Raw genomic sequence first — 15897 nt, 5'->3', positions numbered from 1 at the left:
GAGGTCACGCTCTCAGCGGCCACCCGGGGTCCGAGGCGCTCAGAGATCGCGCTCATGGGCGCGGTCCCACGGTTCGGTCCACCCGAGCCGGTCGAACGCGGCGTCGAGGATCCCCGCCGTGAAGCCCCAGACCAGGTGCGGCACGCCGGCGCCGTCGAGCACCTCGAACCCGGGGCCCCGCCAGGTGCGGCCGCCGCGGCGCAGGACCGTCGTCACGCGGTGCTCGGGGTCGAGCAGGTCGGCGACGGGGGCGCGGAAGACGTGCGCCGACTCGGCGACGTCCACCACGCGCACGGGCGTGGGCCGTGCCCACCACCCCAGCACCGGGGTGACGAGATGGTTGCTCACCGGCATCGGGAGCTCGGCGAGGGTGCCCAGCACCTCGACGCCGCCGGCGTCGAGGCCGGTCTCCTCGACCGCCTCGCGCAGCGCCGCGTCGACGGCCGTCTCGCCGTCCTCCGCCCGCCCGCCCGGGAACGCGACCTGCCCGGCGTGGGAGCGCAGCGTCGTCGCGCGCTCCAGGAGCAGGACGTCGAGGTCGTGCGCGACGGCGAGGGCCTGGGCGTTGTGGTCCGCGGCGAGGTCGTCGAGCACGCCGAACAGCACGAGCACGGCTGCCGGGCGGGCCGAGGCGGTGTCCAGCTCCCCGCGCGCGAGGCCCCAGTCGCCCAGGAAGCCCGGGTCGGACGCCAGCGCGACGAGCTGGGCGCGGGCGGGGTGGACGGGGTGGGCGGAGGGGAGCGGGGCGGCGGGCTCCGGGCCCGCCGCCCCTCCCGTGGACGGGGTCGTCACCGGGTCACCAGCTCGTGGCGACCGGCATGCCCTCGGCGTACCCCGCGGCGGACTGGACGCCGACCAGCGCCCGCTCGTGGAACTCCGGCAGGCTGGCGGCGCCCGCGTAGGTGCAGCTCGAGCGCAGGCCGGAGGTGATCTCGTCCAGGAGGTCCTCCACGCCCGGGCGGCGCGGGTCGAGGTACATCTTCCCGGTGGAGATGCCCTCCTCGTACAGGGCCTTGCGCGCCCGGCCGAAGGCGGAGCCCGCCCCGGCGGTGCGGGCGGCGACGGCGCGGGCCGAGGCCATGCCGAACGAGTCCTTGTAGAGACGGCCGGTGCCGTCGTCGTGCAGGTCGCCGGGCGACTCGTACGTGCCGGCGAACCAGGAGCCGACCATGACCTGCGAGGCGCCCGCGGCCAGGGCGAGGGCGACGTCGCGTGGGTGCCGCACGCCGCCGTCGGCCCACACGTGCTTGCCGAGCTCGCGCGCGGCGGCGGCGCACTCGAGCACCGCGGAGAACTGCGGGCGCCCCACGGCGGTCTGCATGCGCGTGGTGCACATGGCGCCCGGGCCGACGCCCACCTTGATGATGTCCGCGCCCGCGGCGACGAGGTCGCGCACCCCGTCGGCCGTCACGACGTTGCCCGCGACGACCGGCACCTGCGGGTCGACGGAGCGCACGGCCTCCAGCGCCCGCAGCATGGTCGACTGGTGCCCGTGCGCGGTGTCGACGACGAGCACGTCCACGCCGGCGTCCAGGAGCTCGCGGGTCTTGGCGGCGACGTCGCCGTTGATCCCGACGGCGGCGCCGATGCGCAGGCGGCCCGCGGCGTCGAGCGCCGGGCGGTACACCGAGGAGCGGACCGCGCCCTTGCGCGTGAGGACGCCCGCGAGGACGCCGTCGCGCACCACGGGCGCGAGGTGGATCTTGGCGGCGTGCATCCGCTCGAACGTGGCCTCCAGGCCGTCCGCCTCGAGCTGGGCCGCGTCGAGCGCGACCACGTCGGCCGACATCACCTGGTGCACCTGCGCGAACCGGTCGACGGCCGCGCAGTCGCCCTCGGTGACGACGCCCACGGGCTTGCCGTCGGCGACCACGACGGCCGCGCCGTGCGCCCGCTTGCCCAGCAGGGTGAGCACCGTGGAGACGGTGTCCGTGGGGGCGACGACGACAGGCGTCTCGATGACCGGGTCCTTGGACTTCACGTCGGCCACGACGTCGGCGACGACGTCCACCGGGATGTCCTGGGGGATGATCGCGATGCCGCCGCGCCGGGCGACGGTCTCCGACATCCGGCGTCCCGCGACGGCCGTCATGTTCGCGACGACCACGGGGATCGTGGTGCCGGTGCCGTCGTCCGTGGCGAGGTCGACGTCGAACCGGCTGGTCACGTCCGAGCGGGACGGGACCATGAAGACGTCGCCGTAGGTGAGGTCGGTGGTGGGCTGCTGCCCGTCGAGAAAGCGCACAGGTGTCCCCTGAGAGGTGTGTCGGGAGAGGACGAGCTTCCTTCGGTCGTCCCCCTGCCGAACGCTCGCCGGCGGTCACGTGTTCCCGTCGGCAGGGTCGAAACTACCCCGTGCGGCGTCGGGAGGTGTCGGCGGACGGCCTGTGGGACGCTGCGGACCGCCTATTGTGGTGTGGTCATGAACGGGGAGGAACGCATGAGCCTGCTGAGCAGCATCGGCTCGCCGGAGGACGTCCGCCGGCTGTCGCCGGACCAGACGACACAGCTCGCGGCGGAGATCCGGGCCTTCCTCGTCGACCAGGTGTCGCGCACCGGGGGGCACCTGGGGCCGAACCTGGGCGTCGTCGAGCTGACGATCGCCCTGCACCGCGTCTTCGCCTCGCCGCGCGACACCCTCGTGTTCGACACCGGGCACCAGGCCTACGTGCACAAGCTGCTCACCGGCCGCCAGGACTTCTCGGCGCTGCGCAAGGCCGGCGGCATGTCCGGCTACCCGTCGCGCGCCGAGTCGGAGCACGACGTCGTCGAGAACTCGCACGCGTCGACGGCGCTGTCGTGGGCCGACGGCATCGCGAAGGCCAACGCCGTCCAGGGCCGCCCGGACAAGCACGTCGCGGCCGTCATCGGCGACGGCGCGCTCACCGGCGGCATGGCGTGGGAGGCCCTCAACAACATCGCGGCCTCGCAGGACCGCCGCCTCGTCGTCGTCGTCAACGACAACGGGCGGTCGTACTCGCCCACCATCGGCGGCGTCGCGAACCACCTCAACACCCTGCGCACCACCCGCGGGTACGAGGCGTTCCTGTCCTGGGGCAAGCGCACCCTGCACCGCACGGGCGCCCCGGGCCGCTTCGCCTACGACTGGCTGCACGGGCTGAAGAAGGGCCTCAAGGACGTCGTCGCGCCGCAGGGCATGTTCGAGGACCTGGGCCTGAAGTACATCGGCCCGGTCGACGGGCACGACGTGGCCGCCATGGAGCACGCGCTGCGCCGCGCCCGCGCGTACGGCGGGCCGGTCATCGTGCACGCGATCACGGAGAAGGGGCGCGGCTACACGCCCGCCGAGCAGGACGTGGCCGACCGGTTCCACGCCGTCGGGCGCATCCACCCCGAGACGGGCCTGCCCGTCGCGCCGTCGCGCTTCGGGTGGACCTCGGTTTTCGCCGACGAGATCGTCAAGATCGGGCGCGACCGGCCCGACGTCGTGGCGATCACCGCGGCGATGCTGCACCCCGTCGGCCTCGCGCCGTTCGCGCAGGAGTTCCCCGATCGCACCTTCGACGTCGGCATCGCCGAGCAGCACGCCGCGACGTCCGCGGCGGGCATGGCGTTCGCCGGGCTGCACCCCGTGGTGGCCGTCTACGCGACGTTCCTCAACCGGGCGTTCGACCAGGTCCTCATGGACGTGGCGCTGCACCGGGCGGGCGTGACCTTCGTCCTGGACCGCGCCGGCATCACCGGCGACGACGGCGCCAGCCACAACGGCATGTGGGACATGGCGATGCTGCGCATCGTGCCGGGCCTGCGCCTGGCCGCGCCGCGCGACGAGCCCACCCTGCGTGCCGCCCTGCGCGCCGCCGTGGACGTGGACGACGCGCCGACCGTCGTGCGCTACGCCAAGAGCGCGCTGGGGGACGCGATCCCGGCCGTGGAGGAGCTGGACGGCGTGGACGTCGTCGCGCGGCACGAGCCGGGCGCGGGCGCCGCGACCTCGGACGCCAGGGTGCTCGTGGTCGGCGTCGGTTCGATGGTGGGCACGGCGCTCGCGGCCGGCGAGTCGCTCGCGGCCCACGGCCTCACGGTCGACGTCGTCGCGCCCACGTGGGTGCTGCCGGTGCCGGAGGCGCTGGTGAAGCTCGCCGGCGAGCACGACCTGGTGCTCACGATCGAGGACGGCGTCGTCGACGGCGGGGTCGGCGCGATGACGGCGCAGCGCGCCACCGAGCAGGGCGTGCGGACGCCGTTCGTGCACGTCGGGCTGCCGGCGCGGTTCCTCGACCACGCCAGCCGCGACCAGATCATCGGCCAGCAGCGGATGCGGGCCGAGGACGCCGTGCGCGACGCGCTCGCGGCGCTCGCCCGGCGCTGACCCCGCACTGATCCGGACGGAGCGGGGTCGCGCTCGGCCGAGACGCTCGGCGCTGCGGCGCGCGGGCTCGGTAGCCTCCGGTCATGATCTGGCTTCTGGACCTCGACAACACGCTGGTGGGCCGCACGGAGGCGTTCGTGTCGTGGGTGTCGGGCGAGCTCGACGCCGCAGGCGGCACGGCCGACGACCTCGCCGAGATCGTCGCGGTCGACGAGGACGGCCATGGGTCCAAGGAGGCGCTGGCGCGGCTGCTGATCGGCCGGCTCGGCTGGGACGACGACGTCCCGTCGGCGATCGACCGGTTCCGGGAAGGGATCGTCGACGGCGTCCGGGCCTACGACGGCGTGATCTTCGCCTTGGACGTGCTGCGCGGGGCCGGGCACCGGGTCGCGATCGTGACCAACGGGACGTCGGCGCAGCAGCGGGGGAAGGTCGCCCGGTGCGGCCTCGAGGCTCACGTGGACGCGATCGTCGTCTCGGAGGAGGAGGGGTTCGCGAAGCCCGACCCCCGACTGCTCGAGGTGGCCCTCGAGCGCCTCGGCGCGGCCGACGTCGACCGCCGCGACGTCTGGATGGTCGGCGATGCCGCCCACGCGGACGTGGCCGCCGGCCGGGCGGCCGGCACGCGCACGGCCTGGGTCTCCCACGGGAAGCCGTGGGACGGGCCGGACCGCCCCGACGTCGTCGCCGCGACCGCTCGCGAGGCGCTCGCCCTCGCGGCCTCCCCGCCGGGCGCCGTCCTGGACTGAATCCGCCCTGGATCGAGGTGTCTGCGACGTCACAGCCCCTCGGTCTCGCTTGTGAAGTCTTTCACGAATAGGCTGTGGTCATACCTCAAAAGGAGGGGGCTCCCTATGACCACCGACGCGGCACCCACCACGACCACCGCCTGGACGGGCTTCACCCCGGGACCCTGGTGCGACGGCATCGACGTGCGCGACTTCATCCAGCGCAACTACACCCCCTACACCGGCGACGACGGGTTCCTCGAGGGACCGACGGCGCGTACCACGGGGGTGTGGGCGAAGCTGTCGGCGATGTTCCCCGCCGAGCGCGAGAAGGGCGTCTACGACGTCGACCCGCACACGCCGGCGGGCATCACCGCGCACGGCCCTGGCTGGATCGACCGCGACGCCGAGCTGATCGTCGGCCTGCAGACCGACGCCCCGCTCAAGCGCGCGATCATGCCGAACGGCGGCTGGCGCATGGTCGAGGGAGCGCTGGAGACCTACGGCTACCCGGTCGACCAGGAACTCAAGAAGGTCTTCACCGAGTACCGCAAGACGCACAACCAGGGCGTCTTCGACGTCTACCCGCCCGCGGTGCGCGCCGCGCGCAGCTCCCACATCATCACCGGGCTGCCCGATGCCTACGGCCGCGGCCGCATCATCGGCGACTACCGCCGGGTGGCCCTGTACGGCGTCGACCAGCTGGTCGCCGCGAAGAAGGTCGACAAGCTCGGCCTCGACGCCCAGCCCTTCAGCGAGTCCGTCGTGCGCGAGCGTGAGGAGCACGCCGAGCAGATCCGTGCGCTCGGCGAGCTCAAGGAGATGGCCGCGGCCTACGGCTACGACATCTCGGGCCCCGCGACGACGGCGCGCGAGGCCGTGCAGTGGCTCTACTTCGGCTACCTCGCCGCGGTGAAGGAGCAGAACGGCGCCGCGATGTCCCTCGGGCGCACGTCGACCTTCCTCGACGTCTACATCGAGCGGGACCTGCAGGCCGGCCGCCTCACCGAGGCCGAGGCGCAGGAGATCGTCGACGACTTCGTCATCAAGCTGCGCATCGTGCGCTTCCTGCGCACCCCCGAGTACGACGCCCTGTTCTCCGGCGACCCGACGTGGGTGACCGAGACCATCGGCGGCATGGGCGACGACGGCCGCCCGCTCGTCACCAAGAACTCGTTCCGCTTCCTGCAGACCCTGTACAACCTGGGCCCGGCGCCCGAGCCGAACATGACGGTCTTCTGGAGCCCGCGGCTGCCCCGCGGGTTCAAGGACTTCTGCGCGAAGGTGTCGATCGACACGTCCGCCGTGCAGTACGAGTCGGACGAGCAGATCCGCCCCGCGTGGGGCGACGACGCGGCCATCGCGTGCTGCGTCTCGCCGATGGCGGTGGGCAAGCAGATGCAGTTCTTCGGCGCCCGCGTCAACCTCGCCAAGGCGCTGCTCTACGCCATCAACGGGGGCAAGGACGAGGTCACCGGGAAACAGGTCTCGCCGGCGTTCCCCGCCGTCGTGCCGGGCCTGCCGCTCGACTACGACGACGTGCGCGCCCGCTTCGACCGCACCATGGACTGGCTCGCCGAGACGTACGTCGAGGCTCTCAACTGCATCCACTGGTCGCACGACAAGTACGCGTACGAGCGGCTCGAGATGGCCCTGCACGACAAGGACGTGCTGCGCACCATGGCCTGCGGCGTCGCCGGCCTGTCGGTCGCGGCGGACTCGCTGTCGGCGATCCGGTACGCCACCGTCACGCCGGTGACGGACGAGCGCGGCATCGTCGTCGACTACGAGACCGACGGCGACTACCCGGCCTACGGCAACGACGACGACCGCGTCGACGCCATCGCCGTCGAGCTGGTCGAGTCGTTCATGGCCAAGATCCGCAGCCACCGCATGTACCGCGACGCGGTGCCCACCCAGTCGGTGCTGACGATCACGTCCAACGTGGTCTACGGCAAGGCCACCGGGAACACCCCGGACGGTCGCCGCGCGGGTGAGCCTTTCTCGCCCGGCGCGAACCCGATGAACGGCCGGGACACGCACGGCATGCTCGCCTCCGCGCTGTCGGTGGCGAAGCTGCCCTACGCCGAGGCGCAGGACGGGATCTCGCTGACCAACACCGTCGTGCCGTCCGGCCTCGGCCGCACCCGCGAGGAGCAGGTGGCGAACCTCGCCGGCCTGCTCGACGCCTCGGTGGGCGCCGACGGCTACCACATGAACGTCAACGTCCTCGTGCGCGAGACCCTCGAGGACGCGATGGAGCACCCGGAGAAGTACCCGCAGCTCACGATCCGCGTCTCCGGCTACGCGGTGAACTTCGTGCGGCTGACCCGCGAGCAGCAGCTCGACGTGCTGTCGCGGACCTTCCACGGGGCGATCTGAGAGATGACCACCATGACTGCCGGCCCGGTGCTGCTGGACGCCCCCTCCCCGCGCCGGGCCGGCGCCGGACCCCAGGGCCTCGAGCCCGTCGACGTCGAGCGCTCGGAGCGACTGGCGCTCATGCGCTCGGGCGAGCTCGGGTCCGTGCACTCCTGGGAGCTCGTCACCGCGGTCGACGGGCCGGGAACCCGGCTCACCGTCTTCCTCAGCGGCTGCCCGCTGCGGTGCCTGTACTGCCACAACCCCGACACCCTCGCGATGAAGGACGGCGAGCCCGTCCGCGCCGAGGACCTGCTGGCCCGCGTGGCCCGCTACCGCGGGATCTTCTCGGCGACCGGCGGCGGCCTCACGCTCTCGGGCGGCGAGGTGCTCATGCAGCCCGCGTTCGCCGCGCGGGTCCTGCGGGGCGCGAAGGAGCTCGGGGTGCACACGACGCTCGACACCTCGGGCTTCCTCGGGGCCAACGCGACCGACGCGATGCTCGAGAACACCGACCTGGTGCTGCTCGACATCAAGGCCGGCGACGAGGAGACCTACCGCCGCGTCACGGGGCGCTCGCTGGCCCCCACGCTGCGGTTCGGGCGTCGCCTCGCCGAGCGCGGCGTCAAGGTCTGGGTGCGGTTCGTGCTGGTGCCCGGCCTCACCGACGACCCGGAGAACGTCGCCGCCGTCGCGCGGCACGCGGCCGACATCGAGGCCGTGCGCCCCGGGACGGTGGAGCGCGTCGAGGTGCTGCCCTTCCACCAGATGGCCCGCGACAAGTGGGCCGAGCTGGGCCGGGCCTACGAGCTCGAGGACACCGAGCCGCCGACGCCCGAGGCGACCGAGGCCGTGCGCGACGTCTTCCGCTCCCACGGGCTGACGACGTACTGAGTCGCTAGCGTGGTCGGCATGACGACGTCCGACCGCGCGGGCGAGGGCAGCCCGCTGCGCCCCCTCGACGAGACCTGGACGACGGCGCTCGCGGTGGTGGCCCACCCCGACGACATGGAGTTCGGCGCCGCGGCGGCGGTCGCGCCCTGGACGGGGCAGGGCAAGCGCGTGGTCTACACGATGGTGACCAGCGGCGAGGCCGGGATCGACGGCATGCACCCCGACGAGGCGCGCCGGGTGCGTGAGGCCGAGCAGGTCGCCTCCGCGCGGGCCGTGGGCGTCGACGACGTCGAGTTCCTCGGCTTCGCGGACGGGGTGATCGAGTACGGCCTGCCGCTGCGCCGCGCGATCGCGGGCGCCGTGCGCCGGCACCGCCCCGAGGTGGTAATCACCGGCAACTATCGCGAGACGTTCCCCGGGGGGATGCTCAACCAGGCCGACCACATCGCCACCGGTCGCGCCGTCGTCGACGCCGTGCGCGACGCCGGCAACCGCTGGGTCTTCACCGACCAGCTCGAGGCCGACGGGCTCGAGCCGTGGGGCGGCGTCCGCCAGGTGTGGGTGGCGGGGTCGCCCGACGCCGAGCACGGCGTGGACGTCACCGCGACCTTCGACGCGGGCGTCGCGTCCCTGCGCGCGCACGCTGCGTACCTGGACGGGCTGGGGTGGGAGCACTTCGACCCGGCGGAGTTCCTCGGCCGGATGACGTCCGCCACCGGACCGCGCCTCGGCGTGCAGCACGCGACGCCGTTCGAGGTGCTGCGGATGGGCTGGGACGACTGATGCGACGGTCTGCGGCGCCAGACGCCCGCTGCCCGTCGTTCAGGCGTGCGTGGCGGCCACGGCGCGGTCGACGACGGCGCGCAGGTCGCCCGACTCGGCGTGCCAGGCGCGCTGCCGCGCGGCCCCGTCGCCGGCGGCCCACAGCCGCCCGAGCAGGTCGGTGACGGCGTCGAGGTCCCCGGCGTCGACCAGCGCGTCCCGCACGTGCGCGACGAGCTGGCCGACGACGTCGTGCGCCGGCGCGGGACGCCACGTACCCGGGGACAGCAGCTCGGTGGCCAGCCCCGACCGTCCGGCCCGCCACGAGGCGGTGCGCAGCAGCTCGGGGCGCAGCACCGGCGCGGCGAGCCCGTCGGCCGCCTCGCGGGCCGCCGTCTCGACCAGGCCGCGGGCGAGGGCGCCCAGCAGGGTCGCGGTGTCGGCGTCGAGGCAGACGTCGGCGACGCGGACCTCCACGGTGGGGTAGCGCGACGACAGCCGGGCGTCGAAGTAGACCATGTCCCGGTCGAGGATCGTGCCGGTCGCGACGAGGTCGTCGACCGCCTGCCGGTACGCCTCGGGCGAGCCGAACGAGCGGGCCGGCCCCGACGTGGGCCAGCGCGCCCACACCTGCGAGCGGTAGCTCGCGAAGCCCGAGTCCTCGCCCTGCCAGAACGGGGAGTTGGCGCTGAGCGCGAGCAGCACCGACAGCCAGGGCCCGATCCGGTCGAGAACCGCGACGCCCTCGGCGTCGTCGGCGACCGCCACGTGCACGTGGCAGCCGCTCGTGAGCTGCTCGCGGGCCGTGAGGCCGAACGCCGCCCGCGCCTCGAGGTAGCGCAGCCGGGCCACGGTCGTGCCTTCGAACGGCCACGGGGAGGTGGCCAGCGCCGCCACGCGCGCCCCGACCTGGTCGGCCGCCGTCTGGGCGCGCTCCCGGCCGGCGCGGACCTCGGCGGCGAGCTCGGTGAGATCGCGGCGCGGGTGCGTCGCCGTCTCGAGCTGCTCCTCCATGAACTCCGTGTCGAGGGCGCCCCCACCGGTCTCGGGCGAGGCGGGTGGTGTGTCGGTGACCTCCAGCGCCTCGCTGGCTCGCGCCACCGGCCGCCCGTCGTCGCCCACCAGGAGAAACTCCTCCTCGATCCCGATCGTCCGCGTCATGCCGGGAGTCTCACACGGCCGGGGTCACCTGGCACGGGGCGGACACGCCGACGGCCGGCCCCGAGAGAGGGGACCGGCCGTCGGCGGGGAGGCGGGCTCGTGGCCCGGCCCCGCCCCGAGGAGGAGGTGTCAGGTGGTGTCGGCCTGCGTCAGGCGACGGCCTCGGGGACGTTCGCGACGCCGTCCGGCAGGATGCGGCGCCCGAGGACCTTCTCGGAGTACCCGGAGCGGTCCAGGTACGGCGTGATGCCGCCGGTGTGGAAGCCCCACCCGGCGCCGAGGATCATGCACAGGTCGATCTGGGACGGCCCGGCCACGACGCCCTCGTCGAGCATGTGGCCCACCTCGACGGTCAGCGCGGTGAGCACCGCGTCGAGGACGCCGGCGGCGTCGAGCACCGGGGTGCCCTGGCGGCCCGTGGCACCGGCGGGCAGGGCCTCGCCGAACACGGCCTGGATCGCCGGGTCCACCGGCTTCGGCAGCCCGGGCGCGGGCCGGTCCAGGACGACCTTCGTGCCGTCGGCCACGAGCTTCTCCAGGCCCGGCGACGTCGGGAACCGGTCGCCGAGGTCCTCGCGCAGCGAGGTGAGCACGTGCAGGCCCACGGCCGGCCCCACCAGGTCGAACAGCTCAAAGGTGGGCATCGGGAAGCCGAGCGGCGCGAGGGCCGTGTCGGCGACCTCGACGGACGTGCCGTTCTCGATCGCCTCGACGACCTTGCCCATGACGAGGACCAGCAGGCGGTTGACCACGAAGCCGGGGCGGTCGGCGACCAGGACGGCCGTCTTGCGGAGCTTCTTCGTGATGGCGAACGCGGTGGCGAGCGCCTCGTCGGAGGTCTCCGTGGCCTGCACCACCTCGACCAGCGGCATCTGGGCCACCGGGTTGAAGAAGTGGATCCCCACCACGCGCTCGGGGTGCTGCAGGTCGGCGGCCATCTCGGTGACGGACAGGGCCGAGGTGTTGGTCGCGAGGATCGTCTCGGGGGAGACGATGCCCTCGAGCTCGGCGAAGACCTTCTTCTTCAGGCCCATCACCTCGGTGACGGCCTCGACCACCACGTCGCACGAGGCGAACTCGCCGATCTCGGTGGTGCCGTGCACGCTCGCGACGATCCGTGCGGCGGCCTCCGGCGTCATCCGGCCGCGACCGACCAGCTTCTCGACGGTGGCGCGGACGAAGCCCAGGCCCTTGTCGACCCGCTCCTGGTCCAGGTCGCGCATGACGACGGGCACGCCGAGGCGCTGGGCGACGAGCAGGGCGATCTGCGCGGCCATGAGGCCGGCGCCGACGATGCCGACGCGGGTGACGGGGCGGGCGAGGCTCTTGTCGGGCGCGCCGACCGGCTTCTTGCCGCCCGAGACGAGCTGGAACGCGTAGACGCTGGCGCGCATCTCGTCGGACATGATGAGGTCGGCCAGCGCCTGGTCCTCGGCGGCGAAGGCCTCGGCGCGCGTCGCCGTGCGGGCGGCGGCGAGCAGGTCGAGGGCGCGCCCGGGCGCGGGGCGCGAGCCGGCGACGACGGCGTCGAGCCGCTGGCGCGTGGCCGCGACGACCGCGTCCCACACGGGCTGCGGGTCCAGCTCGCGGCGGGGCACCTCGACCTCGCCGCGCAGCACGCGCGAGGCCCACAGGATCGACTGCTCGAGGAAGTCGGCCGCCTCGAAGAGCTGGTCCACGAGGCCGATCTGCGCCGCCTCGGCCGCCTTGAACGGCTTCTGCGCCGCGGGGCGCGTGAGGATGACGTCGACGGCCTTCTCGATGCCGACCAGGCGCGGCACCAGGTAGGCGCCGCCCCAGCCGGGCACGAGGCCGAGGCCGGTCTCGGGCAGGCCGAGCGCGGGGGCGTCGGACGACACGGTGCGGTAGTCGCAGTTGAGCGCGACCTCGAGGCCGCCGCCGAGGGCGAGGCCGTTGACGAACGCGAAGGTGGGCACGCCCATCGTGTGCAGCAGCTCGTATGCGGCGTGCCCGGAGCGGCCCAGCTCGAGCGCCTGCTCGTGCGACGTGACGGTGGAGACCTGCAGCAGGTCCGCGCCCGCGGCGAGGAAGTACGGCTTGCCCGTGACGGCGACGGCCGCGATCTCGCCGCGGCCCGCGCGCTCCTGGAGCGCGGTGAGCGCCGCGGTGAGCTCGGCCATGCCCTCGGGGCCCAGGGTGCTGGGCTTGGTGTGGTCGAGGCCGTTGTCCAGGGTGACGAGCGCGAGGGTGCCCGCGCCGCCCGGGAGCTCGACGTCGCGGACGCGCGAGTGGGTGACGCGCTCGGCGCGGACGCCGGAGGTGTTCTCGGTCATCGGGGTCAGTTCTCCTCGTCCGTCGCGGTGGTGTGGCCGGAGTAGTCGGCGTGGTGCGGGTTCTCCCAGATCACGGTGCCGCCCTGGCCGAGGCCCACGCACATGGTGGTGATGCCGTACCGGACCTCGGGGTGCTTCGCGAACTGGTGCGCGAGCTGCATCATCAGGCGCACGCCCGAGCTGGCCAGCGGGTGACCCATGGCGATGGCGCCGCCGTACGGGTTGACGCGCTCGTCGTCGTCGGCGATGCCGTAGTGGTCGAGGAAGCTCAGCACCTGCACGGCGAAGGCCTCGTTGATCTCGAACAGGCCGATGTCGTCGATCGTCAGGCCGGCCTGGGCGAGCGCCTTCTCGGTGGCCGGGACGGGGCCGTAGCCCATGATCGACGGGTCGACGCCGGCGAACGCGGAGGAGACCAGGCGCATCGCGACGGGCAGGCCCAGCTCGGCGGCCGTGTCGCCGGAGGCCAGGAGGGCGGCGGTGGCGCCGTCGGTGAGCGGGGAGGCGTTGCCGGCGGTGACGCGGCCGCCGGGGCGGAACGGCGTCTTGAGGTTCGCGATGCCCTCGACGGTGGTGCCGGGTCGCGGCAGCTCGTCGGCGGTGGCGAGGCCCCAGCCCTGCTCGGTGGAGCGGACCGCGACGGGGACGAGCTCCGAGCCGATGTCGCCGTTGGCCAGGGCCTTGGCGTACTTGGCCTGGCTGTTCACGGCGTAGGCGTCCGCGCGCTCCTTGGTCAGGTGCGGGAACTTGTCGTGGAGGTTCTCGGCCGTGACGCCCATGTTCAGCGCCTCCGGGTCCACCAGGCGCTCGGACAGGAACCGCGGGTTCGGGTCGGCGTCGAAGCCCATCGGGTGGCGGCCCATGTGCTCGACCCCGCCCGCGACCACGACGTCCGCCGTGCCGGTCGCGATGCCGGCGGCGGTCGTGGTGACGGCGGTCATCGCGCCCGCGCACATGCGGTCGATGGCGAAGCCGGGGACGGTGGTCGGCAGGCCCGCGAGCATGCCCACCGTGCGACCCAGGGTCAGGCCCTGGTCGCCCTGCTGGGTGGTGGCGGCGATGGCCACCTCGTCCACCCGCTCGCCCGGCAGCTCGGGGTGGCGGCGCAGCAGCTCGCGTACCGCCTTGACGACGAGGTCGTCCGCGCGGGTCTCGGCGTACAGGCCGTCGGGGCGGGCCTTGCCGAACGGCGTGCGGACGCCTTCGACGAAGACGACGTCGCGCAGCGCGCGGCGGGCCGGGTTCCGGGTGGTCATGGCAGCTCCATCCACTGACGATGGTCGGGACTTCGGCGTCCGACGAGCGACGCCGCTCTCGGGCTCGACCCGCGTGAGGCCGGCACCGAGGTACACGCTACCGCGAGTACCGGTAACGAGGATAGACCATCGTGAGACGGGGTATCAGCACTCGCGGTACCGTCGTCGCCGCGCCCGGCTCAGGCCTCCGCGAGCACCGACTCCAGGGGGACCGCGACGAGGTCGATCTGCCACGGCCGGGCACCTCGGCCCCGCAGGAAGTCGGCGATCTCGGCCGCGCGGGCGGGGTCCGGGGGCGTCCAGCACAGCCGGCGCAGGGCGTCGGGCTGCAGGAGGTTCTCGACCGGGAGGTGCAGGTCGCCGGACATCGTGCCGAGCAGCTCGCGCGCGCCGGTGAGGCGGCGGGCTGCGACGGGGTCTCGGTCCGCCCAGGTGCGCGGCTGGGGCGGGCCGTCGGTCCGGGGGCCGCGGCTGCTGGGCAGCCGGTCGGCGGGCAGCGCGAGGGCCTCGTCGATCGCCTGCTGCCACGCCGGTGCGCGGCGGCGGGTGGCCTTGCCCGCGAACTCGGGCAGCGCCACGAGCTGCGGCACGGTGCGGGGCAGGGCACGCGCGGCCGCGACGATCGCGCGGTCCGGCAGGACGCGTCCGGGCGAGATGTCCCGGGTCCGGGCGTTGGCGTCGCGCGCCTGCCACAGGCTGCGCACCACGGCCAGCTGCCGCCGGTCGCGCAGGGTGTGGGTGCCGGACGTGCGCCGCCACGGGTCCAGTCGCGGGGCCGGGGGAGCGGCGGTGCGCTCCGCCTCGAACTCCTGCGCCGCCCACTCGGTCTTGCCGGCGGCGTCGAGCCGTTCGGCGAGGCGGTCGCGCAGGTCCACGAGCACCTCGACGTCCAGCGCGGCGTACCGCAGCCAGTCCTCCGGGAGCGGGCGGGTGGACCAGTCGACCGCGGAGTGCTCCTTGGCCAGGCCCAGGCCGAGCAGCTCGGCGACGACCGCGGCGAGGCCCACGCGCTCGAGGCCCAGCAGCCGCGCGGCGAGCTCGGTGTCGAAGACGCGGGCCGGGTGCAGCCCGTGCTCGGCCAGCCCGGGCAGGTCCTGCGAGGCCGCGTGCAGCACCCACTCGGCGTCGCCCACGGCGTCGCCCAGGCGGGAGAGGTCGGGGATCGCGACGGGGTCGAGCAGGGCGGTGCCGGCCCCCTCGCGGCGCAGCTGCACCAAGTACGTCGCCTGCCCGTAGCGGTAGCCCGACGCGCGCTCGGCATCGGCGGCGACGGGGCCCGTGCCGGCCGCGAAGCGCTCGACGACGCGGTCGAAGGCGGCGGGGGTGTCGACGACGCGCCCGACGCCGTCCGCGGGCTCGGTGAGCGGGACGACGTCGGCGGCGGCGGACGGGGGGACTGCTGAGCTCATGGCCCCACGGTATGCGGTCGCGACGGGGGCCGGGTCGGGCCGCGGGTGCGCCCGCCAGGCCGCGAGGGCAGCGCGGTGACGCCGTCGGGCAGGGGTGGCAGGCCGCCGGCGGTCACCATGAGGTCGGCCCAGACCGCGAGGTGGAGGCCGAGGTCGGTGTCCGTCGGGGTCCACGATGCGCGGATCTCGAGGTCGACGGCGTCGGGTGTCTCGCCGAGCGCGCCGAAGCTCTGGGAGAGCACGCGGGTGACGGTGCCGCCCAGCGCGAGGACCTCGACCCCGGCGGCGCCGAGCGCCTCGGTCACCCAGGTCCACGCGACCTCGGCGAGCAGGGGGTCCGCCGCGAGCTCGGGCTCGAGAGTGGCCCGCACCAGCGTGACCACGCGGAACGTGCCCTGCCAGGTCTCCTGGCCCTCGGGGTCGTGCAGGACCACGAACCGGCCCGTCGCGACCTCGTCGCCGTCGGGCTCCGTGACCTCGCCCTCGAGGGCGACCGACCAGGGGGCGATCCGCGTCGGGCCCGGGATCTCGGCGAGGTGCACCTCGCCGCGCAGCCGTCGCTCGCGCAAGGACGCCAGCGCGGCCGCGAACGGGGCGGGCGCCTGGCTGGGGTCCTGCCTGCCGTCCTGCCTGGAGTCGCCCGTGCGGTCGCCGGTCACGCCTGCCACGGTACGGCGCCCGGGCCGCGGGGCGGGGAGG

Annotated in this window: 12 protein-coding genes; 5 read left to right on the top strand and 7 right to left on the bottom strand. The window is 74.3% G+C overall.

Going from position 1 to position 15897, the window contains the following annotated elements:
* Positions 1 to 39: 39 nt before the first annotated feature.
* The gene (locus tag ACFWDO_RS01280) at positions 40 to 693 is read right to left on the bottom strand and encodes an NUDIX hydrolase (RefSeq protein ID WP_380320138.1); all 654 of its coding nucleotides are present in this window, start codon (positions 691 to 693) and stop codon (positions 40 to 42) included.
* Between the two features lie 103 nt (positions 694 to 796).
* A complete protein-coding gene (locus tag ACFWDO_RS01275) occupies positions 797 to 2245 on the bottom strand; it encodes a GuaB1 family IMP dehydrogenase-related protein (protein WP_380320114.1) in 1449 nt (482 codons plus the stop codon).
* 195 nt (positions 2246 to 2440) lie between these two features.
* On the opposite strand from ACFWDO_RS01275, the gene dxs reads away from it, so the two are divergent.
* The 5 genes from dxs to ACFWDO_RS01250 all read left to right on the top strand — a co-directional run bounded on the left by dxs (position 2441) and on the right by ACFWDO_RS01250 (position 9099).
* Complete coding sequence (gene dxs / locus ACFWDO_RS01270; RefSeq protein ID WP_380320117.1) at positions 2441 to 4333, top strand: 1-deoxy-D-xylulose-5-phosphate synthase; 1893 nt, start codon at positions 2441 to 2443, stop codon at positions 4331 to 4333.
* A gap of 83 nt (positions 4334 to 4416) precedes the next feature.
* Complete coding sequence (locus tag ACFWDO_RS01265; protein WP_380320120.1) at positions 4417 to 5082, top strand: HAD family hydrolase; 666 nt, start codon at positions 4417 to 4419, stop codon at positions 5080 to 5082.
* A 105-nt stretch (positions 5083 to 5187) separates the two neighbouring features.
* Entirely contained in the window at positions 5188 to 7443 is a 2256-nt protein-coding gene (gene pflB / locus ACFWDO_RS01260) for a formate C-acetyltransferase (protein ID WP_380320123.1), read from the top strand.
* Positions 7444 to 7446: 3 nt separating this feature from the next.
* On the top strand, positions 7447 to 8316 hold the full coding sequence (pflA, locus tag ACFWDO_RS01255; protein ID WP_380320126.1) for a pyruvate formate-lyase-activating protein: 870 nt from the start codon (positions 7447 to 7449) through the stop codon (positions 8314 to 8316).
* 18 nt (positions 8317 to 8334) lie between these two features.
* The gene (locus ACFWDO_RS01250; RefSeq protein WP_380320129.1) at positions 8335 to 9099 is read left to right on the top strand and encodes a PIG-L deacetylase family protein; all 765 of its coding nucleotides are present in this window, start codon (positions 8335 to 8337) and stop codon (positions 9097 to 9099) included.
* 39 nt (positions 9100 to 9138) lie between these two features.
* Here the strand turns inward: ACFWDO_RS01250 and ACFWDO_RS01245 are convergent, their stop codons facing one another.
* The 5 genes from ACFWDO_RS01245 to ACFWDO_RS01225 form a co-directional block, all read right to left on the bottom strand.
* Entirely contained in the window at positions 9139 to 10239 is a 1101-nt protein-coding gene (locus ACFWDO_RS01245; RefSeq protein WP_380320132.1) for a glutamate--cysteine ligase, read from the bottom strand.
* Between the two features lie 149 nt (positions 10240 to 10388).
* Positions 10389 to 12533 (bottom strand): 3-hydroxyacyl-CoA dehydrogenase NAD-binding domain-containing protein, encoded by a 2145-nt coding sequence (locus tag ACFWDO_RS01240; protein ID WP_380324982.1) that lies wholly within the window; start codon positions 12531 to 12533, stop codon positions 10389 to 10391.
* Between the two features lie 5 nt (positions 12534 to 12538).
* Entirely contained in the window at positions 12539 to 13789 is a 1251-nt protein-coding gene (locus ACFWDO_RS01235; protein ID WP_380324984.1) for a thiolase family protein, read from the bottom strand.
* 179 nt (positions 13790 to 13968) lie between these two features.
* On the bottom strand, positions 13969 to 15198 hold the full coding sequence (locus ACFWDO_RS01230) for an HRDC domain-containing protein (RefSeq protein ID WP_380324987.1): 1230 nt from the start codon (positions 15196 to 15198) through the stop codon (positions 13969 to 13971).
* Positions 15195 to 15857, bottom strand: a complete 663-nt coding sequence (locus tag ACFWDO_RS01225) for a DUF3000 domain-containing protein (protein WP_380324990.1) — start codon at positions 15855 to 15857, stop codon at positions 15195 to 15197. The genes ACFWDO_RS01230 and ACFWDO_RS01225 overlap by 4 nt, the downstream gene beginning before the upstream one ends.
* Positions 15858 to 15897 lie beyond the last annotated feature (40 nt).

The organism is Isoptericola sp. NPDC060185 (genome assembly GCF_042728595.1).
In the GTDB taxonomy this organism is placed as follows: Bacteria; Actinomycetota; Actinomycetes; order Actinomycetales; family Cellulomonadaceae; genus Isoptericola.
This window is presented reverse-complemented; position numbering and strand designations above follow the sequence as displayed.